Source organism: Massilia sp. CFBP9012, from assembly GCF_034045115.1.
Taxonomy (GTDB): Bacteria; Pseudomonadota; Gammaproteobacteria; order Burkholderiales; family Burkholderiaceae_D; genus Telluria.
On the sequence record NZ_JAXCWM010000007.1, the window covers coordinates 229,900 to 255,027 of the forward strand.

The window sequence follows — 25,128 nt, forward strand, 5'->3', positions numbered from 1 at the left end:
ATGCTGCCACCTGAACAGATTATGACCCAGCTGCGGCCGTTTGTGCGGCCCGGCATGACGAAAAGTGCAAGCCCGGGGTAAGCCGGCTTACTTCGCTTCTGGTTTCTGGTGGTTCATGCGCACCAGCATGCGGATGAACTCGCGCGCCAGCTGGCGGTGATGTTCATCCAGGCGTTGCAGGTCGGCGATCAGCTTGACGTCCGCCGATTCGAAGCGGGCGCCGCCACCGTTGGCGGCGTCAAGGCTGGCGGCCTGTTCGGCGCCGCCGAAGCGCAGCCAGTCGGCCGGCACGCCCAGCCATTGGGCGATCATGCGCAGCTTTTCCTGGGTGGGGATGGCTTCGCCTACCAGCCATTTGCGGGCGGCATGGACCGTGATCGGACGGCCTTCGAAGCGGATATTAAATTCTCGGGCGAGGCGGGTCGGGCTGTCGGGAGAGTAGTGTGCGTTCTTCAGCGCCTGCTGCAGTCGCTCACTGAAGCTCTCCCGTTCATTCGTTGAATTCATCGTGATACTGGGTTGTTGAGACTGGACGGGCGGCTACCTCTCCCTTGTGGATGAGAAGCCATAGGGTCCAAATCATACAACTAAAATGTAACAATGATGTGGTTTTTTAAGAGTTTTTACGCTCAGTGCAACTAATACCCAACAGCAACCCAGCGAAGTAGGTTTTTCACGAAATATTCTATTATTCGAAATGAATAAGTGTACGCACCTTTACTTAGACAGGATGACTGGAATGCGCGTGCCAAAAAAATTGTATCCAATGGTTACAAGTAAACTGTTAGATTTGTTGAAATCTCACCACGCCGTCGTTAGCAATTACCCGACGTAAACGACCGTCGCGCCAGAGCTTGTGCAGGTGGGCCAGCGCCTCGCCCAGCGCAAAGCTGAGCTGGTGCGCGTCGAGCGGCCGCCGGAACATGATCGGCACGATGTCGGTCGCCGAGCGTGGCGTGGCGCAGGCCTCGATCACCTCGGCCAGGCGCGCCACGTGGTGCTCGCGCAGCTGGGCGATGCGGGTATGCAGGCCGCGGAAGGGCTTGCCGTGCGACGGCAGCACCAGCACGTCCCCAGGCAGGTCGGCGAACTTCGACAGCGAATCGAGATAGAGCTGGAGCGGATTGCCCTCGGGCTCGACCGCGAACACCGAGACATTGGTCGAGATGCGCGGCAATACCATATCGCCCGAGACCAGCACGTTCAGCGCCGCGCAATAGAGCGAGGCGTGTTCCGGCGAGTGGCCGAAGCCGGTGATCACGCGCCACGCCTGGCCGCCGATCGTGACGAGCTGGTCATCCTGCAGCCGGGTATAGGCTTCCGGTACCGACGGCACCAGCGAAGGATAGTAATTGCGGCGGCTGCGCATCTGGTCCAGCATCGCCGCATCGACCAGGCCGTGGCGTTCGAAATGGGGAATGGCCGACGGACCGTCCACGCCGGGCAGCGCCGCCGCCATCATGCGCATGAAGCCGAACTCGCCGGTGGTGGTCCAGAACGGCGCCCCGAAACGCGTGCTCAGCCAGCCGGCCAGGCCGACGTGGTCGGGATGGCAATGGGTCGCGATCACGCGCAGCAGCGGCCGGTCGTCCAGGCCCTGCGCCAGGACCTGCTCCCAGGCGGCGCGGGTGGCGTCGGTGCCGGCGCCGGTATCGATCAGGCTCCAGCCGCGCCGGTCCTCGAGTTCGTCGTCCAGCAGCCACACATTGATATGGTCCAGCGCAAACGGCAAGGGCATGCGCGCCCAGCGCAGCCCCGGCACGACCTCGTGCACGGCGCCAGGAACGGGGATGGTGTCGCCAAATGGATAATCCAGCTGGGCTTCGAGGGCATTCATGGCAATCTTTCGTTTTCCGGGTCAGAGGACCGCGCTACAATGTGGCGAAACTGACAGTTAACGTAAACGGCAATCACAGTATCATTTTTCGCTTCCAAGCGATACCCGCGAACGTTTCTCAACCGCCTCGAAACTCATGCCCACTACCTATACCATCGCCGAACTGGCTCGCGAATTCGACATCACCGCAAGGGCGATCCGTTTTTATGAAGACCAGGGCCTGCTCAGCCCCAAGCGCGAGGGCGTGGGCGGACGCAACCGCGTCTACACCCCGCGCGACCGCACCCGCCTGAAACTGACCCTGCGCGGCAAGCGCCTCGGCCTGACCCTGTCCGAAATTAAGAGCATCGTCGACATGTATGAGTCGCCGCGGGATACCGTGGCCCAGATCAACCGCTTCCTGGGCGTGCTGGCCCAGCAGCGCCTGACCCTGGAGCAGCAGCGCGCCGATATCGAGATGGCGCTGGAAGAGATTTCGGCCCATGAGGAAGAATGCCGTCGCCTGCTGAGCGAGGACGAGACGGCGCGCGACGTGGCGTGAAGTTCCTCTTGCCATGTCGGTGGCAAGGCCTGCAGAAACCAAGACATTCAATCCGCAATGGCGATCGGCACCATGCGGATTGAATGCATGCCTGGATCAGGCCCCGATTGCGGGGGCCGAAACGATATCGCGGGCTAGATATTGAAGCATCCCCCCATCCATCCCGAATTGGTCTTCCGGAACTCGGCCAGCGCCGTCCGGCATTGACCCAATGTCGCATACTTCCCGATACTCTTGAGATTCTGATTATTGCTCTGCCAAACCTTTAATTCGTAATGTGCCGTACTGGCGAACGCAAAGGTGGCACTCGTTGACAGCAATAGTATAAGCAGTAGCGTTTTCATGGTTTGTCTCCAGCTATGATTGGCAGCTATCAGAATGTTATATGCGACAGGGTTTCCTCGACCTCCTTCAAGTTATTCCTTGTTCGGCACCGGGACTGCGGCATGGTTCAGACCATGTCTGGCTCCAGTTGCGCGCATCGCTTTCGATCCGCCAGGGAGCCAATCCAGCGCCGGAAAATAAATTAATTATTTCCAGGAAAAATCTTTATTTTTTACCCCCAACGACAGAGGCCAAATGTGTTTTTTGAGGATAACAACAAAGGTCGGCTGGTGGCTAGCTTATGGTGCAAATACAACATTTAGCATATATCAATCTACTCGATTCTTTTTATGCCTCTTAAGAATCGTAGAACCGCTATGTGCTTCACCAGCCGATAATCAAACGTTTATGCTTGGTGACATGCTTTTATTGTCATCCTCATCAGCATGACGTTCATCCTGGTGCGGCAGCCGTGCCGCCGGTTGACGAGGCAGTCGTAGCCGATTTCACTTTACGTTTACGTTAACGTAACGGGCGAGTATGATATTCGTTCACTGGCTCCACCCTGCCCAACCACCGTTCACCGTGAGGACGACATGCTGCATCTCCCAGGCTTGACCTTTGACCATGGCGACGACATCGCCGCGCTGCGCGAAGCAGTCCAACAGTTCGCGGCGAGCGAAATCGCCCCGCGCGCGGCTGAAATCGACCGCAGCGACCAGTTCCCGATGGACTTGTGGAAGAAGATGGGCGAACTAGGCCTGCTGGGCATCACCGTCAGCGAGGAATACGGCGGCGCCAATATGGGTTACCTGGCCCACATCGTGGCCATGGAAGAAATCTCGCGCGCCTCGGCCTCGGTCGGCCTGTCCTACGGCGCCCACTCGAACCTGTGCGTCAACCAGATCAAGCGCAATGGCAACGAGGAACAGAAACGCAAATACCTGCCCAAGCTGATCTCGGGCGAGCACGTCGGCGCGCTGGCGATGTCCGAGCCGAACGCCGGCTCCGACGTGGTCAGCATGAAGCTGCGCGCCGACCTCAAGGGCGACCGCTATGTGCTGAACGGCAGCAAGATGTGGATCACCAACGGTCCGGACGCCGACACCCTGGTGGTCTATGCCAAGACCGACCTCGAGGCAGGTGCGCGCGGCATGACCGCCTTCCTGATCGAAAAAGGCTTCAAGGGATTCTCGGTTGCCCAGAAACTGGACAAGCTGGGCATGCGCGGCTCGCACACCGGCGAACTGGTGTTCCAGGATTGCGAAGTGCCGGTGGAAAACGTGCTGGGCGGCGTCGGCAAGGGCGTCAACGTCCTGATGTCGGGCCTCGATTTCGAGCGCACCGTGCTGTCCGGCGGCCCGCTAGGCATCATGTCCGCTTGCATGGACGTCGTGGTGCCGTATATCCACGACCGCAAGCAGTTCGGCCAGGCGATCGGTGAATTCCAGCTGATGCAGGGCAAGATCGCCGACATGTATTCGACCATGATGGCTTGCCGCGCCTATGTGTATGCCGTGGGCCAGGCCTGCGATCGCGCCACGATGCCAGAACAGGTGCGCGCCCTGCGCAAGGACGCCGCCGGCGCCATCCTGTACAGCGCCGAAAAAGCCACCTGGATGGCGGGCGAAGCGATCCAGACCCTGGGCGGCAACGGCTACATCAATGAATACCCGGTCGGCCGCCTGTGGCGCGACGCCAAGCTGTACGAGATCGGCGCCGGCACCAGCGAAATCCGTCGCATGCTGATCGGCCGCGAGCTGTTTGGCGAGACGGCGTAACTGTTGGCGAAACGGCGTTTTTACTTTATTTGTTAACCTGAGCACGTCGTCCCCGCGAAGGCGGGGACCCAAGTTTTCAAGCAGGCCAGCGACATCAAACGCTACCAGGACGCGAACAACTTGGGTTCCCGCCTTCGCGGGAACGACGGCTCATGGATTTCCTTATTTTTGGAGACATACATCATGAACGATCCAGTCGTCATCGTCGGCGCAGCGCGCACCCCGATGGGCGCCTTCCAGGGCGATTTTTCTTCCAAGACCGCGAGCGACCTCGGCGCGGTGGCGATCAAGGCGGCCGTCGAGCGCGCCGGCGTCGCCCCTGACGCGGTCGAGCACGTCTACTTCGGCAACTGCCTGATGGCCGGCCAGGGCCAGGCCCCGGCGCGCCAGGCGCTGATCAAGGCCGGCCTGCCGATGTCGACCGGCGCCGTCACGCTGTCCAAGATGTGCGGTTCGGCGATGCAGGCCGCCATCTTCGCCCACGACCAGCTGGTGGCCGGCAGCGCCGACATCGTGGTCGCAGGCGGCATGGAGTCGATGACGGGTGCGCCCTACCTGATCCCGAAGGCGCGCGGCGGCTACCGCATCGGCCACGCGCCGATGTTCGACCACATGATGCTCGACGGCCTCGAAGACGCCTACTCGCGCAACGAGAAGACCGGTGAAGGCCGCTCGATGGGCACCTTCGCCGAAGAGTGCGTGGCGACCTACCAGTTCACGCGCGAGGAGCAGGATGCGTTCGCGATCGCCTCGGTCAAGCGTGCGCAAGCCGCCAGCAACGATGGTGGCTTCGACTGGGAAATCGCGCCGGTCACCGTCACCAGCCGCGCGGGCGACACCGTGATCGACAAGGACGAAGGCCCGCAGAAGGCCAAGGTCGACAAGATCCCGACGCTCAAGCCGGCATTCAAGAAGGACGGCACCGTGACCGCCGCCTCGTCGTCGTCGATCAACGACGGCGCCGCCGCGTTGGTGATGATGCGCGAATCCAAGGCCAAGGAACTGGGACTGACGCCGATCGCGCGCGTGCTGGGCCACGCCACCCATGCACAAGAGCCGAACCTGTTCACCACCGCCCCGATCGGCGCGATGCACAAGCTGTTCAAGAAGACCGGCTGGACGGCCGGCGACGTCGACCTGTTCGAGATCAACGAAGCCTTCGCCGCGGTGCCGATGGCCGCCATGCGCGACCTCGACATCCCGCACAACAAGGTCAACGTCCACGGCGGCGCGTGCGCGCTGGGCCACCCGATCGGCGCTTCCGGCGCGCGCATCATCGTCACCCTGCTCGGCGCGTTGAAGCGCAGCGGCGGCAAGCGCGGCGTGGCCTCGCTGTGCATCGGCGGCGGCGAAGCCACCGCGATGGCGATCGAGCTGGTGTAATCCTTCGACCAGCGCGGCAATGATGAACGAACCATGCGAACATTGAGGATTCAACCGTTCACAGGGAGTTCATCATGCCAACCGCACTGATCATCGGCGCCTCGCGCGGCATCGGCCACGAGTTGGTCCGCCAATACCGGCTTGAGGGCTGGCGCGTCATCGCCACCGCGCGCAAGCAGGAAGACTGCGATGAACTGGTCCACCTCGGCGCCGAGGCCCACCAGCTCGACGTCACGGTGGCCGATTCGATCGCGGCGCTGGCCTGGCGCCTGGACGATGAACAGGTCGACGCCGCCTGGCTGGTGGCCGGCGTCTACGGCCCGACCCACGGCAGCTTCCCGACCGGTCCCGAATTCGACACCGTCATGCACACCAATGTGCTCTCCGCGATGCGCCTGATCCCGGTCGTCGGGCCGCTACTGGCCGACACGCGCGGCAAGCTGGCGGTCATTTCCTCGCGCATGGGATCGATCGGCGAACGCACGGGTACCGAAGGCACGCTGTACCGCGCCAGCAAGGCGGCGCTCAACTCCGTGCTCAAGGACGCGTCGATCACCTACGGCGCACAAGGCGTCACCTGCGTCGCCTTCCATCCGGGCTGGGTCCAGACCGATATGGGCGGCTCTGGCGCCAGCCTCACGCCGGAGCACAGCGTGCGCGATATGCGCGCCACCCTGGCCCAGGTGGACGCCAGCGCCAACGGCAGCTTCCTGAACCACGACGGCGCCGCCATCGCCTGGTAGGCAATCCACACACATAAAAAACACACGAGACACCATGATCCTGAGCGAAGAACACCAGATGATCCGCGACGCCCTGCGCAGCTTTGCGCAGGAACGCCTGGCCCCCAACGCCGCGCGCTGGGACCGCGAACACCATTTCCCGAAAGAGGAACTGAAGGAACTGGCGGGCCTGGGCGCCTTCGGCGTGGCGGTGCCGGAGCAGTATGGCGGCGCGGGCCTGGACTACGTGTCGCTGGCGCTGGTGCTCGAAGAGATCGCGGCCGGTGACGGCGGCACCTCGACCATCATCTCGGTCAACAACTGCCCCGTGTGCAGCATCGCCATGATGTATGCGAACGAGGAACAGAAGGAGCGCTGGCTGCGTCCTCTCGCCCAGGGCGAGCTGCTGGGCGCCTTCGCCCTCACCGAGCCGCACACCGGCAGCGATGCGGCGGCGCTGCGCACCACAGCCACGCGTAACGGCGACCATTACGTCATCAACGGCACCAAGCAGTTCATCACCAGCGGCAAATACGGCGACGTGGCCATCGTCATGGCCGTCACCGACAAGGCGGCCGGCAAGAAGGGCATCAGCGCGTTCTGGGTGCCGACCGATACGCCCGGCTACATCGTGGCCGGCATCGAGCACAAGATGGGCCAGCATTCGTCGGACACCGCGCAGATCGTGTTCGACAACTGCCGCGTGCCGGCGGAGAACCTGATCGGCGAGCAAGGCATGGGCTACAAGATCGCCCTGTCCGGGCTGGAGGGCGGCCGCATCGGCATCGCCTCGCAATCGGTCGGCATGGCGCGCGCGGCCTACGAGGCAGCGCTTGATTATGCGAAGGAGCGCGAGAGCTTCGGCAAGCCGATCTTCGAGCACCAGGCGGTGCAGTTCCGCCTGGCCGAGATGGCGATGAAGATCGAGGCCGCGCGCCAGCTGATCCTGCACGCGGCCGCGATGAAGGATGCGGGCCTGCCCTGCCTGAAAGAAGCGGCGATGTCCAAGCTGTTCGCTTCCGAGATGGCCGAGAACGTCGTGTCGAGCGCGATGCAGGTGTTCGGCGGCTACGGCTACGTGGCCGACTTCCCGGTCGAGCGCATCTACCGCGACGTGCGCGTGTGCCAGATCTATGAAGGCACCAGCGACATCCAGAAACTTCTGATCGCGCGCGCGCTGTGAGCCTGCCGCTCCTGCACATAGCACCGCTGGAGCCGGAACGGCTGGCGCAGCTCTTCATCTACCTGGACGACCAGCTGCAGGAAAACGGCCGCGATGGCATGCCGCTGTTTCAGCCGCTATCGCGCCTGCAGTCGCGGCTCATGCCCGAGAAGGCGGCCTCGTTCGCCGCCAGCTTTGCGGTGCCATTCGGGCAGCCGGGCTGGCGCCGCATGTGGATCGCGCTCGACAGCCTCGGCGCGATCGCCGGCCACGTCGACCTGCGGGCGCGGCCCGATCCGGAGTCCGCTCACCGGGCCCTGCTCGGCATGGGCGTGCACCGCGACTACCGGCGCTTTGGCCTGGGCCGCCAACTGGTCGACACCGCGCTGGCCTGGGCCGGCGTTACACCACCGCTGGAATGGGTCGATCTCGACGTGCTGGCGGGGAATCACGCGGCGCGCCGCCTGTACCAGCGTGCCGGTTTCGCCGCTACCTGCGAAGTGCCCGACCTGTACCGCATCGATGGCCAGTCGCACGGTTCGGTCATGATGAGCCGGCGCGTCAGGTAACGGCGGACTCCAATAGCGTGATCGTCTGCGCTTTCGTATCGATGCGCGCCTGGATTCCCATCGGCAGCGTGAACTGGTTGCGGATATGCCCGATCGAATAGCCTGACACCGCGGGAATCGTCAGCGGATGCAGGTGCAGCCCCAGCGTGCGCTCCAGCGTCAGCGAGATGTCCTCGTGCTCCGGCCCGCAGTTCTCGCAGATGCCCACCACCAGCGCCGCCGCATTCCTGAAGCCGCCCGCCAGGTCGAGCTGGGTCATCCAGCGGTCGATCCGGTATGGCGCTTCGTTCACCTCTTCCAGGAACAGGATGCTGTCCTTGATATCGGCCGCATACGGCGTGCCGGCCAGCGCCGCCACCAGCGACAGGTTGCCGCCCATGAGCGGGCCGGTCGCCACGCCATGGGTGAAGGTGTGGACGCCGAAGTGCGGCTCGCTCGCGGCGCGCTGCGCGTTCTCCTGCGACATCGGGATCGTGTAGCCGGCCTGCGGCTCCGTCAGCACCGCCATCATGTGGTCAAGCGAATACGGCGTCATCGTCGACGAGGCCACCGGGCCGTGGAAGGTCACCAGGCCGGTCTGCTTGAGGATCGCAAGGTGCAGCGCCGTGATGTCCGAATAGCCGACCAGCACCTTGGGGTTGCGGCGAATGAGGCCGTAGTCGAGACCTGATAGCAGCGAGATGCAGCCCGAGCCGCCACGGATCGGCCAGATCGCTTTTACGTCCGGGTCAAGGAACATCGCATGCAGGTCGGCCAGGCGCTGCTGCACCGAGCCTGCATAGTTGCCGAACACTTCGCGCAGATAGGCGCCGGTCTTGACCTTGAAACCCAGCGCTTCGATATTGCGCACCGCTTTCTCGATGGCGCGGTCGGTGGTGTAGCCGCCGGGCGCGATCAGGCCGACGGTGTCGCCGCGCTTCAGGCGGGGCGGTTTGATAAGCTTTTTCATGGGACGTGAGGAAGGCGTATGCGCTGCGGCTACGCCGGGCAAGGCAAGGGACAGGGCGGCGGCGATGGCGCCAAAGCTGCGACGGCTGATCTTCATAAGCTGCTTCAATCAACGTCGTCCCCGCGCAGGCGGGGACCCAAGTTTTATAAGCATCGCGGCAGCGCAAGCAGAACTTGGATCCCCGCCTGCGCGGGGATGACGTGCCAAGGATGCGGGGAAAAAAACAGCCCGCGCCGGGAGGCAGAAAACCTCCGTGACGCGGGCCCTCAGTGTAGAGCAATCAGAAGAACTTGTAGTTGGCCATCAGGGTGAACGAGCGACCACGCGGATCGGCGACGCGCGGTTCCCAGCTGCTGCCGGCGCCGGTGTTGCCGTCGTAGGTGATCGCGAACGGCGGATCTTCATCGAACATGTTCTTGACGCCCGCGGTCAGGGTCAGGTTCTGGAAGCCCGTGTAGTTCACCGACAGGTTGAAGATCGAATACTCGTCGACCTTGCTGTTGTAGTTCGACGGCGTCACACGGCCGCTGGCCACGCCCGGCAGCACCTGGTCGTCATAGCCCGAACGGTAGATGTTCTGCAGCATGCCGCTCCAGTTGCCGTACTTGTAGGTCGCATAAGCGCTGTGCTTCCACTTCAGGCCCAGGTCGCCGGTGAACACGAAGCGGCCCACTTCGCTCTCGCCGAACTCGGCGTTCCTGGTGGCGCGCGACTTCTTCTCGAGCAGGCGCGAACCGTCGATGCCGATGCCCCACACCGCGCCGGTGCTGAACTTGCCGTTCAGGCGGGCGCCGACTTCGACACCGCGCGTAATGCGCTCGCCGGCATTGAGCCAGCGCTGGTCGATGACTTCCAGCTTGCCCGCGGTGTCACGGATGAACTGCTCCTGGAACAGGTTGTAGTTCTGGACCATGGTGGCGACGTTGAACGAGTCGATCGTGTTTTCCTTGCGGATCTCCCACAGGTCGGCGTTGGCCGAGAAGTAGTTGGTCGGCTCGAACACCACGCCCAGGCTGGCCTGCTTGGCCGTTTCCGGTCCCAGCGTGGCCTTTCCGCCGGTGATGGTATTGACGGTGTTCGAGTCGAGGGCCTGGCAGCCCGCGACCGTGCTGTCGGCGCGGCCGCTCGGGCAGGTGGCCGGATCGACCAGGTCCTTGCCGGCATATGGCGACTCGGTGATGCCGTTGAACAGCTGGTTGAACGACGGCGCGCGGAAGCCCTCGTTGTACGAACCGCGGAACAGCAGTTGCGGGATCGGCTGGTAGCGGAACGAGACCTTCGGATTGGTGGTCGCGCCAAAGCCGGTGTAATCGTCGCGACGAATGGCGAAGTTCAGTTCCAGCGCCTCGGTCACCGGCACCAGCAGTTCGGCGTACACCGCCTTGATGTCGCGGCTGACCTTGGGCAGCACGTTGACGTCATCGAATGGCGCGTTCAGGATCGCGCGGCGCTCGGCGACATTGCGCGCGTCACCATTGAACTTGTACTCCTCGCGGCGCAGGTCGGTGCCGAGCGCCATCATCACCGGGCCGGCCGGCAGCTTGAAGATTTCGCCGGACAGCGCGGCGTCGAACTGGGTCAGCGTGGTCTTACCACCGTACATCACCACGCCGGCCGCCGAAGTGGCGCGGATCGCGTCAATCGCGGCCTGGCTCTGGCTCTGCCCCGGCAGCAGGAAGGGGTTCACGATGCCCGAGCCGAGCACATCGGCCAGCGCCCCGGTGTAGTTGTAGCCGCTGCCAAGCACCGAGTCGGACTCGCTGTACGCTTGCGACAGGCCGACGCGGTAATCATAGCGATTGCCGAACAGGTTCAAGGGGCCGTCGGCGCCGACCAGCAGGCGACCGGCCTTGGTCTCGGTCTCGATCTCGCGGTTGCCGCACTCCATGCAGCGCCAGCGGTAGGCGATCGGCAGGCCGTAGTTGGCCGAGATGCTCGGGAAGACCTTGACCAGGGCGTTGTAGACGTCATCGTAGGCGGCGCCGGTGCTCGGATAGAACGAGGAGGTGCCGAAGGTCGATGCCGATGGCGAGACCTGGTTCGGAGAGAAGCTCTTGGCCACTTCGACGCGCGAGGCGACGGCTTCGGCGAAGAACTCGTGCTCGCCCGAGCGGAAGGTGGCGCGCGCCAGCGCGTTGGTGTTCTTGACCGGCTGCTGCAGCACGGCGGCGCGGCCGGTATCCCAGGCGCAGCCATAGGCCGAACCCGGCGCATCCCACAATTTCTCGTCGTAGGCGCCCATGCCGTCGATGCTGTCGCAACCCGGGCCGCCCGGCAGGTCGAGCAGGCTGATGCCGTTGTAGGCGATGTTGCCACCCGGCGTGGTTGGGCCGGTGCCGGTGCGCGACAGCAGGGACGGACCCAGGGTCGTGGCGAAGATGTTGCCGCTCGGGGTGCCCCGGGTATCGACCGACACGCCGCGGTTCGGCTGGAAGGTGTTGACGAAATCGCGCTGGTTGCCGCGCAGTGCCTTGTTCTCGCTGTGCGCGGCCGTCACCAGCACGTTCCAGCCCTGGGTATCGAGGTCGCCCCAGCCGCCGGTGATGGTGGCGCGGCCGATCTCGCCGCCGCCCGCTTCGGTCACATCGGTGAAGGCCTGGGCTTCCAGGCCCTTGTAGTTCTTGCGCAGGATGAAGTTGATCACGCCGCCGATCGCGTCGGTGCCATACACGGCCGAGGCGCCGTCCTTGAGCACTTCGACGCGCTCGACCGCCGCCATCGGGATCGAGTTCAGGTCGACCGCCGAGCCCTTCATGCCGTGGGTCGCGACGCGGCGGCCGTTGAGCAGCACCAGGGTCGAATCGGAACCCTGGCCGCGCAGGTTGGCGCTGGAGGCGCCGTTGTTGCCGCGCTGGGCGCCCGAGGTGACGTCGGCGTTCGAGGCCAGGTTGTCGGAGCCGTTGCCGTTAACGTTCAGGGTCGCGATCAGCTGCTCGGCCGTCACGATGCCCTGGTCTTCCAGCTGTTTGCGCGAAATGATTTCAACCGGCAGCGCACCCTCCTTGGCGATGCGCTTGATGCTCGAACCGGTGATTTCCACCCGCTGTATCGGCGCCTCGCTTTGCGCCTGCGCTTGTGCCACGATCGGGGCGGCCACGCCCATGAGGGCCAACAACTGTGCCAGTTTTTTCAATTTCACCGTGTTTCTCCTAACGTTTCCCTTGGCGGTCTTGGGCCAGATTGGTGCACTGCATCGCACGCGCCTGGCCTGCTCTGTTCGTAATGGCTAATTCGCTCTTAGCATTACGTTATGTTGTGAATTCAGAGTACGCCCACAAATTTCTCAGGAGCCAATGAATTAACCGGAGGGCAGTATAACCAGCGGGAATATTTAATTTAGGAAAAACTAACGAAATCTAACGCTTAGCTCTGGCGGAGCGTGCTCTTTGCGCAACATCGACATCGAGGTAACGCCAGGTCGTGAATTCGACCGGATGCCGTTTGTAGTTTTTCAGCCACGGATGACGCAGGTCGCCGGACAGCACATGGGTCAATGGCACCCATGGGTTATAGGCGTGCAGCAGCTGGTTCATCTCGATATACAGCTTGTTGCGCTCTGCACCATCGGTGAGCAAACGCGCACGCTCGTAGCGCACGTTGTACTCCGGCAGGTTAAAACGGGAGTAGTTGGCGCGGCCCGCATTCGGGCCGTACAGCAGCTGATAAAAATTGTCGCCGTCGGGGAAGTCGGCGATCCAGTTACTCTCGAACATCTGCACCGTGCCCAGGCGCGACGCCTTGATGATCTCGGTCTTCTTGTCCGACCTGAACACCACGCGTAGCCCGATCGCGTTCAGGCATTTTCTCCACAACTCGTCGCGCAGGCGGCCGCCGACGGTGGCTTCGCTATGCATCGTCAGCGTTAGCGGCTTGCCGCCAGGCGCGCGCCTGAATCCATCGGCATCGCGCTGGTCGTAGCCATGGCGGTCCAGCAGCGCATTGGCCAGCGCCGGATTGTAGGGCACCGGGCTGCGGTAATCCGGATCGTAGCCGAGCACGTTCGGCGGCAGCGGCGATTCGGCCTTGATTGCGAATCCCTTCTTGAGCAGCGCGATGTCTTGGGCGCTGTTGTACGACATCGAGATCGCGCGCCGCAGCGCCACCCTGTCCTTGCCATAACCGCCGACCACCGGGTCGTTCATGTTCATCCACATGTAATAGGTCTGCAGCACCGGGAAGCGCGACAACACGATGCCGCGCGCCGCCAGCTCGGGTTTCAGTTCGCCGTCCTGCACCACCATCTCGGTCATCGATTCGGGAATCTGTTCCAGGTAGTCGTATTCGCCATTCAGGAAGCCCAGCATGCGGCCCTGGAACTCCTCGGCGATCTTGACGTCGATCCGGTCCACCAGCGGCAAGCGCTTGCCCTCCAGGGCGGCGGCAATCGCCCGGTCTTCCGGGTCGTCGCCAGGCGTGGCCGAGAACACGGCCGTCGAATACGGATTGGCCAGCAGGACGATGCGGTCGCTGCGCTTCCATTCGCCGATCATGAAGGGCCCGGTGCCGACCGGGTGATTGCCGGCCTGGCCCGGATAGGCCTCGATCACCTCGCGCGCGACCACGCCGGTGGCCGGGGTGGCGAGATAGAACAGGAAGTTGTTGTCGGGCGCGGCGAGGCGGATGCGCAGGGTGTAGCGGTCGACCGCCTCCACCCGCTTGCCTTCGACCATATACGACCAGGGCGACCTGATTGACGGATCGCGCAGGCGTTCGAGGCTGTAGACATAGTCGGCAGCCGTGACTTCGCGCTTCACGCCCTTGAAGGCCGGATCCGGCGTGAAATAGATGCCGGGGCGGATGCGGAAGGTATAGGTCAGGCCGTCGGCGCTCACTTGCGGCATCGCGGTCGCCGTATTCGGCCGCAGTTTCGCCGGCCGCGCCAGGTAGTCGTAGCGCAGCAGCGGATCGAACAGGTTTTCCAGCAGCGACAGCGTGGCGTTGTCGGACGCCGACGCCGGGTCGAGTCCCGTTTCGCTGGTGGACAGGAACATGCGCAGCACCTTTTCTTGCGACGAAGCCCGCGGCTGTGCGTTCACGTCGAGGACCTGCCCAGCGAAGCAAACAAGGGATAGCGACAGGGCGACGGCGTAGCGAAAAGTCATGGCGGCAGGCTTGGTTAGGCGTTGCGTATGATAGGCCGCGCGGCGCTCCATGAGCAACGTGCATAACTTTTGAACATGGTGAGGCTGCATTCTTTCATCCATGCAGCTTGCTCTAAGCCACTGTCCACTGCACAATCGTGCGATACCCAGCAGCGATTCATCACATGGCACTCAATTACATCTGGACAGGCTTCTTCCTCGTCGGCTTCATCGCGGCGCTGGGACAATGGATCTTCCTTGGCGATACCGAAGTTTTCAAGCGCATCATCGACGGCACCTTTTCCTCGGCCAAGATGGCGGTCATGGACATCGCCCTGCCGCTGGCAGGCGTCATGACGCTCTGGCTCGGGATCATGAACGTGGGTGAAAAAGCCGGCGCGATCAATGCCTTCGCGCGCGTGATCGCCCCCTTCTTCTCGCGCATCTTCCCCGGCGTGCCGAAGGACCACCCCGCCAACGGCCACATGGTGATGAACTTCTCGGCCAATATGCTGGGCCTGGACAACGCCGCCACGCCCTTCGGCCTGAAGGCGATGGAGAGCCTGCAGTCGCTCAATCCAAAGAAAGACGAGGCGAGCGACGCCCAGATCATGTTCCTGGTGATCCAGACTTCGGGCCTGACCATCATCCCGCTGGCCATCATGGCCCAGCGCGCGATCCTCGGTGCGGCCAACCCGGCCGACATCTTCATCCCGACCCTGATCGCCACCTATTGCTCGACCATGACCGGCATCATCGCCGTCAGCCTGCGCCAGCGCATCAACCTGCTCGACCCGGTGGTGTTCGGCTGGATCGGCGGCGGCACCGCGCTGATCGGCGGCCTGGTCTTCCTCTTCACCCATTTCCTGGATAAAGCCCAGATCGAGTCGGTCTCGCTGATCGCCGCCAACCTGATCCTGTTCTCGGTGATCGCCGTCTTCATGACCGGCGCCCTGCTCAAGAAAGTGAACGTGTTCGATGCCTTCATCGAAGGCGCCAAGGGCGGCATCGAGACCTCGCTCAAGATCATCCCTTACCTGGTCGGCATGCTGGTGGCGATCAGCGTCGTGCGCAACTCGGGCATCCTGGGCCTGATCGTCAGCGGTTTCGCCTGGGTGTTCAATGCGCTCGGCCTGCCGACCGATTTCGTCGGCGCCCTGCCGACCGCCCTCATGAAACCGTTGTCGGGCAGCGGCTCGCGCGCCATGATGATCGATGCCATGACGACCTATGGCGTCGACTCCTTCGTTGGCCGCCTGGCCAGCATCCTGCAAGGCGCGGCCGACACCACCTTCTACATCGTCGCCCTCTATTTCGGTTCGGTCGGCGTGCGCAAGGCACGTTATGCGATCGGCTATGGCCTGCTGGCCGACCTGGCCGGCGTCATCGGCGCCATCTTCGTCGCCTATCTCTTCTTCGGCTAAGGATACCCATGCTCAAGCGCCCGCTGCTCGCCCTCGCCCTCTTCACCGGCATCTCGTTCGCCCACGCCCAGCTGCCGCCAGCGGTGGCCCAGGCGCTGCAGCAGAACGGGATCGGGCAGGACGAGATCGGGGTGCTGGTGCTGCGCGGCGACGCCGCCGTGCTCGAACACCGGGCCGGCCTGCCGATGCAGCCGGCATCGACGATGAAGCTGGTGACGACCCTGGTCGGCCTGGAACGCCTGGGCCCCGCCTTTCGCGGCCGCACCGAACTGCGCACCACGGGCCAGGTCGAGGACGGCGTGCTGCGCGGGAGCCTGTACCTGAAGGGCGGCGCCGATGCCGACCTGTCGGGCGAACACGTCGCCGACATGCTGCGCGCACTGCGCTACGACGGCATCGAGCGCATCGAGGGCGACCTGGTGCTGGACCGCGGCCTGTTCCAGCCGGCGCGCACGGACGTCGGCCTGCCGCCCTTCGACGAGTCGCCGGAAGCGTATTACAACGTGATCCCCGACGCCCTGCTGGTCAACAAGAACATGCTGCAGCTCGATATGCGGTCGACCGCTTCACGCCTGCAGCTGCGCATGCACCCGGAACTGGAGCGGGTCTCGGTGACGTCCGAGATGACCCTGGTCGACGCCGACTGCGCCAAGTGGGAAGCCGGCTGGCAGCTGCCCGAGGCGCGGCGCCAGGCCGATGGCCGCATCAAGGTGGTCTTGCGCGGCACCTTCCCGAAGAACTGCAACCGCAGCTACGGCGTCAATGTGCTCGACCGCGACGACTACGTCGGCCGCCTGGTGCGCGAGATTTGGAGCGCCCAGGGGGGCGTGCTGAGCGGCCGCACTATCACCGGCGCCACGCCGCTCGACGCGCGCCTGCTCGCGGCCCATGTGTCGCGCCAGCTGCCGGATCTGGTCCGCGACATCAACAAGCCGTCGGACAACGCACTGGCGCGCACCCTGTTCCTGAGCCTGGGCAGCCTGCAGGCCGACCCGGTGGCGGGCAGCCTGGCGCTGCCGCTGGCCGAGGAATCGACTTTCGCCCGCGCCGACGCCGCGGTGCGCGGCTGGCTGCGCGAAAAACACATCGACGACGCCGGCTTCGTGATCGACAACGGCTCGGGCCTGTCGCGCATCGAGCGCATCAGCCCGCAGCAGATGGCCCGCCTGCTGCAGGCCGGGCTGCATAGCCCGTGGGCGCCGGAATTCCAGTCCAGCATCCCGATCGGCGCGGTCGACGGCACCATGCGCCGCCGCCTGCAGGACAGCCCCGCAGCCGGCCGCGCGCGCCTCAAGACCGGCTCCCTGCGCAACGTCACGGCGCTGGCCGGCTACGTGCCGGACGCGAACGGCATCCCGTGCGTGTTCGTGGCGATGATCAATAGCGAGCAAAGCGGCAACGGTCGCGGACGCGCCGTGCTCGATACGCTGGTGGACTGGGTGGCGCGCTCGGGTGCGCCGCTTTCCGCCACGCCCTGAACCGGGAATGTACAGCTAAACATTGCTATCGATGCAAGCTTAGTGTCGAATTACTATAATTCGTTAGTTTTCGATAGCAAAAGCTGACACAATGGCGGGCTGGTGCATGTCTCGCGCCACCGGTTTCCGCCTCCGCAGGACGCGTTGCCGACTGTCAAGTTTGGCTGTCCTGATCATTCATGAAATTCCATCCCCTGACCGGAGAATTCGCGCGCGCCGCGGACGAGACCGAATTCCTGACGAGCCAGCTCCCCCGCACGCGCTCCCTGCTCGGCTTCACGCTGCTGTTCTGCGTCGTGTTTTTCCAGTTGTTCTTCCTGACCGATATTGCAGCGCTGGGCTTGCAGACGGCGCTCCGGGAAACCCTTCCTGCCCGCCTGGGCGTCGCGCTCAATGCCGGCATCTGCGCCTGGCTGGCCTATCGCCGCCCCCTGTCGATCCGCGCCACGCGGCTGGCGGCGTCGAGCGCCGAGATCCTGTCGCTGGGCTGCTTCATGGTGGTCGTGCTGGCGCGTCCGAACGAGGTGCACTGGCATGCGCTGTCGATGGTGGTGATCCAGGTCGTGATCTACCTGTACATCCCGAACCGGTTGGCCTACGCCACCGCGATCGCGAGCGGTGGCGTCATCGTCTTCCTGGCGCTGGTGCATTTCATGCTGCCGCCACGGCCGGTGGCCGACCTGCTCACGATGGGCATGCTGCTGGCGATGATCAATACCTTCGGCATCCTGGGGGCGCGCCGCTTCAACCGGGTGGCGCGCGAGGAATTCCGGCTGCAGACGCAATTGAAGCGCCTGGCCGAGCGCGACCAGCTCACCGGCTGCTACAACCGCCATTACCTGAACGACCACCTGCTGGGCGCCGAGCTGGCGCGGGCGCGGCGCTTCGGCCATGCGGTCTCCGTCGTACTGTGCGATATCGATCACTTCAAGCACATCAACGACACCTTCGGCCACCATCAGGGCGATAACGTGATCCAGAACTTCGCCACCCTGCTGCAGGGGATGACGCGCCAGGGCGTCGATGCGGTGGTGCGTTACGGCGGCGAGGAATTCCTGCTGATCCTGCCCGTGACCGCTCTGGCGGGGGCGGCCGTCCTGGCCGACCGCCTGCGCGACGCCTTCGCCGCCAGCACCTTCACGGTCGACGGCGAACCGGTGCCGACCAGCGCCAGCTTCGGCGTGGCCACCTTCGATTTTTCGAGCAAGGACTTGCGCGTCACCCTGCCCGACCTGATCGTGGCCGCCGACAAGCAGCTGTACGCGGCCAAGCGCAACGGCCGCAACCGGGTCGAGTCGGTCGAGCTGGCGGCGTAAGCCTTACAGCACCCTGCGGAAGGTGGCGCGCACCAGCTCGCGGTCGCCGCAATCGAAATGCCACCACTCGGTATTGATGCCCAGGAAGCCGGCCTGCAGCATCGCGGAGCGCAGCAGGCGGCGGTTGGCCAGCTGATGCTCGCTGAGCTGGCCAGCCAATAGAAAGCCTTCTTCCAGCGCCGGATGCGACAGTTCCGTCATGTCGTCGAAGCCGGTGCCCATGTCCAGCTCGCGGCCATCGGCATCGAGCAGCGTGATGTCGAGCGCCATGCCATAGGAGTGGATCGAGCCGCGCGCCGGGTTGGCCAGATACAGGCGCAGGTCGGTGCCCTCGAGCGCATCCCACAACTGCTGCTGCACCCGCTGCGGACGCAGGGCGTCCAGCACCAGCGGCCGCAGGTCCGGCGCGTGCACTGCCAGCCAGGCCACCGCCCGTTCCAGCGCGGCCGCCGCCTCGACGTGCAGCCAGGCGCAGTCGTACGGCGAATACAAATCGCGCCCGACGAAGTTGTTGGCCGTGGCGTAGCGCAGGTCGACGTCGATGCCGGCGATGCTGTCCAGGTGGCGGAATTCCGGGCTGCTGGCGATGTCCTCGCTGGCGAGGGTAAGGTTCATTTACTTGTTTTCAAGACAGGCGCGTGCGGTCGCACCGATACAGTTGGCCAGCTCGCGCGCGCCATGCGACAGCGGCGAATGGCTTGCGGTGAGCAGGTACAGGTGCACCGGGATCGACGGCGACCACTGGCGGCACTGCACCTTGTTGGGCGCCGCCGAAGCGGCGGTGAACGGGTCGAGAATCGCCGTGCCGGCGCCGGCCTCCACCAGCGAGCGCGCGATCTGGTAGGTCTGCACCACGGTGCGGAACACCGGCTGCACATCTTGCGCCTCGCAGGCGGCCACGACCATCTCGCCCAGCGGATCGCGGTCGGCCAGGCCGATCAGTTCGCCGCTCAGGTCTTCGGCCGAGATCGGCTTCTTGCATTCTTCGTCGGTCCAGGTGCCGGCGGGCGCCACCACCGTCAACAGGCCGTGGGCGATCGGTTCGGCCACGATGCCGGGATGGCGCGGATCCTGCAGCGACAGGGCCAGGTCGGCTTCGCCCAGGCGCAGCGCGTTCACGATCTCGCTCGTGTGATGTGTGGCGAGTTCACAACGGGTGTCGGGGAAATCGCGGCGCCAGGCCGTCATCCCGACCGGCAGCACGCTGACCGCGATGGTCGGCGTCGACACCAGGCGCACGGTCTCGACCGCACGGCCCTTGAGACTGGCAGCCAGGCGGCGGATGCCCTGCAGGTCGCGGTTCAGCTTCTCGGTTTCGGCGAACAGGCGGTGCGCTTCCGGCTTCGGATACAGCTTGCCGCGCACGCGCTCGAACAGCGGCATGCCCAGCTGCAGCTCGGCATGCTGCAGCACCTTGGTTACCGCCGGCTGGGAAATATGCAGCACCTGGGCGGCGCCGCTGATGGTGCCGACTTGCATGATGGCGTGGAACACCTCGATATGACGCAGACGCATTGCTTCACCCTTCAGTAGAAAATCCACCCCGCATACGCACAGGGTGGATTGGCGAAGGATACAGCGAAAATTGCTGTACGGCGATGGTCACTGCGTGTTCACTGGCGGCGTGGCGGGCACAGGCGCAGGCACCGGTGCGGTCGGCGGCACGTTCTCGAGCGCGCCCGGGAGCGGCTCGGCGGTCGGGGCCGGCGCCGATGGCGGTACCGGCGCTGCAGGCTGAACCGGCGGAAGCGGCTGGCCGGGCGTCGCCTGCCATGGCTGCGGCTGCGCCGGAATTACCGGCATCGGCGGCGGCGGGGTGCCGGCCGGCGTGGTCAGCACTTCGAGCAGCGCCGCCGTCTCGGCATCCGGATTGCCCGCGATATCGAGCGGTCGGTATTTCATCTGGAACGCCGCCAGCGTGGTGCGGGTCGCTTCGTCATACACGCCGCTTTGCACGATGCCGAAACCGTGGGTGGCCAGCTTGCGCTGGTACCAGCCGACGTCGGGCAGCAGGGCGTCGAAGGCCGGGCGCACGGCCGCCACGCGGGCGGCGTCCGGCCACACCACCAGGCCTTCTTGCGCCAGGCGCTGCCACGGGAATTGCGGACCCGGATCCTGCTTCCTCAGCGGCGCGATGTCGCTGTGGCCCAGCACATTCTCGGGCGCGATGCCGTGGCGCTGGACGATGTCCTTCACCAGCGGGATCAGGGCGTCCACCTGCGCTTGCGGGAATGGCGCATAGACGCGGCCGGTCGGCGTGTCCTTCCAGCCGGCGTTGACGATCTCGATGCCGATCGAGCTGTTGTTGAGCTGGGTGAAGTTCTTCCAGCTCGAATTGCCGGCATGCCAGGCGGCGCGGTTCTCGTCGACCAGGCGATAGATCTTGGGCGTCGCCTCGTCGGTCAGCAAATAGTGCGAGCTGACTTCTTTCTCGGTCAGGATCTTGATCGAGCTCGGCGTGTTGGCGACCGTGTAGTGCAGCACCAGGAAGCGCGCCCGGCTCGACTGGCCCTTGGCGTTATAGGTGGTGTCGTAGCTCGGAACGGTAGAGCAGCCCGCCAGTACGGTCAGGGCAAGCAAGGCGGCGATCGATTTCATATTGTTCTCCTTGGTGGTTTCTTGTTGTTTAACCCAGCGCCAGGCGTGCGGCGGCGTGGTGGGCGCGCGAGCCGGTGCGGGTGAAGGCGGTATTCAAAGGCAGCGCCGCGCGCATGGTGTCGGCGATCAGCGGATGCAGTTCGGCGGCGCGCCCGGCCAGGGCCACTGGGCGCGTGCCGAAGCGCGCAATCAGGGCCGATGCCAGGCGCGCCAGCTCATGGCCGGCCGCGACCAGGATGGCGCGTGCCGCCAGATCGTGTTCCGCGCTGGCGGCGACGGCCAGCGCCAGCTTGCCGATCGTCCCGCGCTCGCTTTGGTAGATGAATTGGCGCGACTGGGTCCAGTCCGATCCGCCAACATGCTCGAACACGGCATGCGCCATCGGCGACTCCTGCCAGCAGCCGGGACGCTCGTCTTCATTGCGCCAGATATGGCGCAGCGCTTCGCGTGCGATCCAGAAGCCGCCGCCGCCATCGTCCAGCACCACGCCGCGGCCACCGGCGCGGTGGAACACGTCGTGTTCATCGATGAAGGCCCCGATCGAACCGGTGCCGGCATAGACCAGGTAACCCTCGCCCGGCGCGAAGCTGGCGCGGTAGGCGATCTCGATGTCGTTGCAGAGCGTGACCGCGCCAGGCGCCACGCCCAGCAGGTCAGCCAGCCAGCCCTGCAGCAATGCGCCGTCGCCGCCGAAACCGGTCAGGCCGGCCTGCACCCGCACCGGATGCGCATGCTGCAGCACTGCCGCCGCCAGCCGTTCGAAGGTAGCGCGCACGGCCTCGCGGCCATGAGGCGTGGCCATCTGCAATGCAGAGAGACCGTCGACCGTGCCCTCGGCCAGGATCGCGCCGCCGGGCGCGGCCAGCGCCCAGCGGGTCTGGGTGCCGCCGGCGTCGATGCCCAGGCCTACGCCAGGCGGATTGTCTTGATCAGTCGGCATACCGTGATGCTACCCGCATTATGGTTTCGACCACACACGCACGCGCTCGCCCTCGTTGCCGAGACGGTCGACCGCGCTCACCACCACGATCTCGGCCGGGCCGAGGCGCTCGTCGTCGGAAACAGTCCAGGTCGCGCGCGCCGCCGGCGCCACGGCGAAGCGCCATTCATTGCCGTGGCGGGCCCAGATCGCATACAGGGCATTGCCCTTGCCCGCCTTCAGGCTCAGGTCGACCGAGCGGGCGCCGCGCGCGGCCTTCACCACGGGCGTGCCGGGACGCGTGTTGCCCAGCCACGGCGTGGCCGGCACCAGCGCCTGGCCGGTGTAGCGGCTCGCGCGCAGTTGGTCGCTGACGCCCTTGCGGTTCTGCATCAGGGCCACCATGCTGAAGTGAATATGGCCGGTGGCCAGCGGGCGCGAACGGGTCACGCTGACCTGTTGCAGCACTTCGTCCGGCTCGTAGTCGCGGGTCGGCGCGCCGATGCGGCTGGTGAACAGGCCCGGCCAGATATGGCGGCCCAGCGGGTTCTGGCCGATCCAGTAATCCAGCAGCACGTCATAGGCCTGGCCCGGCGGCTTGATCGGCCAGTACAGCTGCGGCACGAAGTAGTCGAGCCAGCCCTCCTGCAGCCACAGTTCGGCATCGGCATACAGCTTGTCATACTGCGAGAAGCCGACGATGCCGGGCGGACGGCGGTCCGGGCGGCCCAGGCCGAAGGGGCTGATGCCGAAACGCACCCAGCTTTTTTCGGCATGGATGCCCTTGTACATGGCCTCGATCAGGCGGTTGACGTTGTCGCGGCGCCAGTCGGCGCGCGCCAATGTGCCGCCGCTTTTCAGGTAGCGCTGCCAGGCCGGATCGTCGGGGAAGTCCAGTTCGCCCTTGGCCGCGCGGCCGTCCAGCGCGGCGGCATTGCCGGCCACGGCCGGCGTGGCCTCGATCGGGTAGGGATAGAAGTAGTCGTCGATGTGCACGCCGTCGATGTCGTAGCGGCGCACGACGTCGAGGATCACGTCCATGGTCTGCTTGACGGCCGCCGGCTCGCCCGGGTCCATCCACATGAATTTGCCGTAGCGTTTGACGATGTCCGGATTGGTATTGGTGATGTGGTTCGGCGCCGACTGCGAGCGCGCCGCATCCATGCGCGCGCGATAGGGATTGAACCAGGCGTGCAGCTCGAGGCCGCGCGCATGCGCCTGGTCGATCCAGAATTTAAGAGGATCGTAGGCCGGCATGGGCGCCTTGCCTTGCGCGCCGCTCAGGTATTCGGTCCATGGCTCGAGCGGCGACGGATAGATCGCATCGGCCGACGGACGCACCTGCAGCACGATCGCGTTCAGGTTGAGCGACTTGGCGCGGTCGAGGATGGCGATGGCTTCCTGCTGCTGTTTGGCGGACGACAGGCCGGGTTTGCTGGGCCAGTCGATATTGGCGACGGTCGAGACCCAGGCGGCGCGCAGCTCGCGCGGCGCCGCGGGCGGATCGTCGCCGCCGCTGGTCTCGGCCACCGGCCCGGTGTGGATAAGCGGCTTGGTGCCGCAGCCGGCCAGCAGGCCGCCGAGGGCGAAGGCGCTGGCCATGCCGAGCGTGAAAGCGCGTTTGTTCAGATTGGGAAGCAAAGTGGCTCCTTGTAGATTCGGTTCAGACTTTGACGAACCGGCGCCGGCGCTGCATGCGCCAGGCGATGGTGAAAGTCGGGCATTGAAAGCTGTGGCGCAGCCACAAGGCGTCGCGGGACGCCGGCCCCGCTATTTTTTCCCGAATTCGGGATCGATCTTGACCAGCGCCGCCACGATGAATGCGGGGATGGTCGCCAGGCAGGTCCAGATGAAGAAGTGCTTGTAGCCCAGGTATTCCTGCAGGTCGCCGCTCCACATGCCCGGCACCATCATGCCGAGCGCCATCAGGCCGGTGCAGATCGCATAGTGCGCGGTTTTGTTGGGACCGTCGGCCACCATGATCATGTACATCATCATGGCCGTGAAGCCGAAGCCGTAGCCGAACTGTTCGAGCGCCAGGAAAGCCGACACCGTCACCAGGTCGGTCGGCTGGGTCTGCGACAGGTAGACGAATACCAGGTCCGGCAGGTGGATCGCGAACACCATCAGCCACAGGCAGCGCTTGAGGCCCAGGCGCGAGATCAGCCAGCCGCCGGCCAGGCCGCCCAGGGTCAGCGCGATGATGCCGACCGTGCCGTAGGCGATGCCGTATTCGGCGGTGGTCAGGCCCAGGCCGCCTTCGCTGATCGGGTCCTTCAGGAATGGCGCCACGAGTTTCAGCAACTGGGCCTCGCCCAGGCGGAAGGTGAGGATGAAGGCGACGATCATCCAGATGTCGCGCTTCTTGAAGAAGGCGGCGAAGGTGCCGAAGAAGTCGCGCAGCGGATTATTGGTGGTCGGGGCGGGACGGTCGTCCTCGGGCACCGGCAGCACGAACTGGTGCCAGGCAAACGCGGCGAAGAAGATCCCGGCCAGCACATAGAACACGATCGCCCAGGCTTGCCTGACGTCGCCCAGGCTGACCGCCAGGTAGCCGGCCAGCACCACCAGCGGGCCTTGTCCGACCAGGGTCGCGAGGCGATAGAAGGTGCTGCGCACGCCGACGAAGGCGGCTTGCTGCTGCTGGCGCAGGCCCAGCATGTAGAAGCCGTCGGCCGAGATGTCGTGGGTGGCGGAGCTGAACGCCATGACCCACATGACGGCCAGGCTGACGGCGAAGAAGGCGGGTGTGTGCAAGACGGTGCCGACCGCGATCAGCGAGGCGCCGACCGCGATCTGCAACAGCACGGTCCAGCGGCGCTTGGTGCCGAACATGTCGACGATGGGCGACCACAGCGGCTTGATCACCCATGGCAGGTACAGCAGGCTGGTATAGAAGGCGATGTCGGAATTCGAAATCCCCATGTCCTTGTACATGATGACGGTCAGGTTCATCACCACGACATAGGGGATGGCCTGGGCGAAGTACAGGGATGGCACCCACAGCCACGGGCGGTTCGCTTGCGGTTTCTGCATGTCTCTTT

Annotated in this window: 20 protein-coding genes; 9 read left to right on the plus strand and 11 right to left on the minus strand. The window is 64.8% G+C overall.

What is annotated here, in order from left to right; translation table 11 throughout:
* Positions 1-87: 87 nt before the first annotated feature.
* Together SOM61_RS13650 and SOM61_RS13655 are read right to left on the minus strand one after the other, a co-directional pair.
* Positions 88-507 (minus strand): hypothetical protein, encoded by a 420-nt coding sequence (locus tag SOM61_RS13650; protein ID WP_320474592.1) that lies wholly within the window; start codon positions 505-507, stop codon positions 88-90.
* Positions 508-784: 277 nt separating this feature from the next.
* The gene (locus tag SOM61_RS13655) at positions 785-1,837 is read right to left on the minus strand and encodes an MBL fold metallo-hydrolase (protein WP_320474593.1); all 1,053 of its coding nucleotides are present in this window, start codon (positions 1,835-1,837) and stop codon (positions 785-787) included.
* A gap of 136 nt (positions 1,838-1,973) precedes the next feature.
* Between SOM61_RS13655 and SOM61_RS13660 the strand changes: the two genes are divergently transcribed.
* The 6 genes from SOM61_RS13660 (at position 1,974) to SOM61_RS13685 (ending at position 8,319) form a co-directional block, all read left to right on the plus strand.
* Complete coding sequence (locus SOM61_RS13660; protein WP_123070192.1) at positions 1,974-2,378, plus strand: MerR family transcriptional regulator; 405 nt, start codon at positions 1,974-1,976, stop codon at positions 2,376-2,378.
* A gap of 920 nt (positions 2,379-3,298) precedes the next feature.
* Complete coding sequence (locus SOM61_RS13665; RefSeq protein WP_320474594.1) at positions 3,299-4,483, plus strand: isovaleryl-CoA dehydrogenase; 1,185 nt, start codon at positions 3,299-3,301, stop codon at positions 4,481-4,483.
* A 183-nt stretch (positions 4,484-4,666) separates the two neighbouring features.
* Positions 4,667-5,866 (plus strand): acetyl-CoA C-acyltransferase, encoded by a 1,200-nt coding sequence (locus tag SOM61_RS13670; RefSeq protein ID WP_320474595.1) that lies wholly within the window; start codon positions 4,667-4,669, stop codon positions 5,864-5,866.
* Between the two features lie 74 nt (positions 5,867-5,940).
* A complete protein-coding gene (locus tag SOM61_RS13675; RefSeq protein WP_320474596.1) occupies positions 5,941-6,609 on the plus strand; it encodes an SDR family oxidoreductase in 669 nt (222 codons plus the stop codon).
* Between the two features lie 34 nt (positions 6,610-6,643).
* Positions 6,644-7,771, plus strand: a complete 1,128-nt coding sequence (locus tag SOM61_RS13680; protein ID WP_320474597.1) for an acyl-CoA dehydrogenase family protein — start codon at positions 6,644-6,646, stop codon at positions 7,769-7,771.
* A complete protein-coding gene (locus SOM61_RS13685; protein ID WP_320474598.1) occupies positions 7,768-8,319 on the plus strand; it encodes a GNAT family N-acetyltransferase in 552 nt (183 codons plus the stop codon). The genes SOM61_RS13680 and SOM61_RS13685 overlap by 4 nt, the downstream gene beginning before the upstream one ends.
* Here the strand turns inward: SOM61_RS13685 and SOM61_RS13690 are convergent.
* The 3 genes from SOM61_RS13690 to SOM61_RS13700 all read right to left on the minus strand — a co-directional run bounded on the left by SOM61_RS13690 (position 8,312) and on the right by SOM61_RS13700 (position 14,304).
* Positions 8,312-9,364, minus strand: a complete 1,053-nt coding sequence (locus SOM61_RS13690; protein ID WP_320474599.1) for a S66 peptidase family protein — start codon at positions 9,362-9,364, stop codon at positions 8,312-8,314. The two genes, SOM61_RS13685 and SOM61_RS13690, sit on opposite strands and share 8 nt — an antisense overlap.
* A 184-nt stretch (positions 9,365-9,548) precedes the next feature.
* The gene (locus SOM61_RS13695; protein WP_320474600.1) at positions 9,549-12,407 is read right to left on the minus strand and encodes a TonB-dependent receptor domain-containing protein; all 2,859 of its coding nucleotides are present in this window, start codon (positions 12,405-12,407) and stop codon (positions 9,549-9,551) included.
* 217 nt (positions 12,408-12,624) lie between these two features.
* A complete protein-coding gene (locus tag SOM61_RS13700) occupies positions 12,625-14,304 on the minus strand; it encodes an ABC transporter substrate-binding protein (protein ID WP_414674986.1) in 1,680 nt (559 codons plus the stop codon).
* Positions 14,305-14,534: 230 nt separating this feature from the next.
* Between SOM61_RS13700 and SOM61_RS13705 the strand changes: the two genes are divergently transcribed.
* From SOM61_RS13705 to SOM61_RS13715, 3 genes are all read left to right on the plus strand, one after another.
* Entirely contained in the window at positions 14,535-15,773 is a 1,239-nt protein-coding gene (locus SOM61_RS13705) for a nucleoside recognition domain-containing protein (RefSeq protein ID WP_320474602.1), read from the plus strand.
* A gap of 8 nt (positions 15,774-15,781) precedes the next feature.
* The gene (dacB, locus tag SOM61_RS13710) at positions 15,782-17,251 is read left to right on the plus strand and encodes a D-alanyl-D-alanine carboxypeptidase/D-alanyl-D-alanine endopeptidase (RefSeq protein ID WP_320474603.1); all 1,470 of its coding nucleotides are present in this window, start codon (positions 15,782-15,784) and stop codon (positions 17,249-17,251) included.
* Between the two features lie 179 nt (positions 17,252-17,430).
* Positions 17,431-18,567 carry a GGDEF domain-containing protein gene (locus SOM61_RS13715; RefSeq protein WP_320474604.1) on the plus strand — a complete coding sequence of 379 codons (1,137 nt, stop codon included), beginning with the start codon at positions 17,431-17,433 and terminating at the stop codon, positions 18,565-18,567.
* 3 nt (positions 18,568-18,570) lie between these two features.
* On the opposite strand, the gene SOM61_RS13720 is transcribed toward SOM61_RS13715, so the two are convergent.
* From SOM61_RS13720 to SOM61_RS13745, 6 genes are all read right to left on the minus strand, one after another.
* On the minus strand, positions 18,571-19,182 hold the full coding sequence (locus SOM61_RS13720) for a M15 family metallopeptidase (protein ID WP_320474605.1): 612 nt from the start codon (positions 19,180-19,182) through the stop codon (positions 18,571-18,573).
* A complete protein-coding gene (locus SOM61_RS13725) occupies positions 19,183-20,082 on the minus strand; it encodes a LysR family transcriptional regulator (RefSeq protein ID WP_320474606.1) in 900 nt (299 codons plus the stop codon). It abuts the gene before it with no gap.
* Positions 20,083-20,169: 87 nt separating this feature from the next.
* Positions 20,170-21,165 (minus strand): N-acetylmuramoyl-L-alanine amidase, encoded by a 996-nt coding sequence (locus tag SOM61_RS13730; protein ID WP_320474607.1) that lies wholly within the window; start codon positions 21,163-21,165, stop codon positions 20,170-20,172.
* Positions 21,166-21,193: 28 nt separating this feature from the next.
* The gene (locus SOM61_RS13735) at positions 21,194-22,105 is read right to left on the minus strand and encodes an N-acetylglucosamine kinase (RefSeq protein WP_320474608.1); all 912 of its coding nucleotides are present in this window, start codon (positions 22,103-22,105) and stop codon (positions 21,194-21,196) included.
* Between the two features lie 18 nt (positions 22,106-22,123).
* Positions 22,124-23,725, minus strand: a complete 1,602-nt coding sequence (locus SOM61_RS13740; protein WP_320474609.1) for a glycoside hydrolase family 10-like protein — start codon at positions 23,723-23,725, stop codon at positions 22,124-22,126.
* A 129-nt stretch (positions 23,726-23,854) separates the two neighbouring features.
* Complete coding sequence (locus SOM61_RS13745) at positions 23,855-25,120, minus strand: MFS transporter (protein ID WP_320474610.1); 1,266 nt, start codon at positions 25,118-25,120, stop codon at positions 23,855-23,857.
* Between the last annotated feature and the right edge of the window lie 8 nt (positions 25,121-25,128).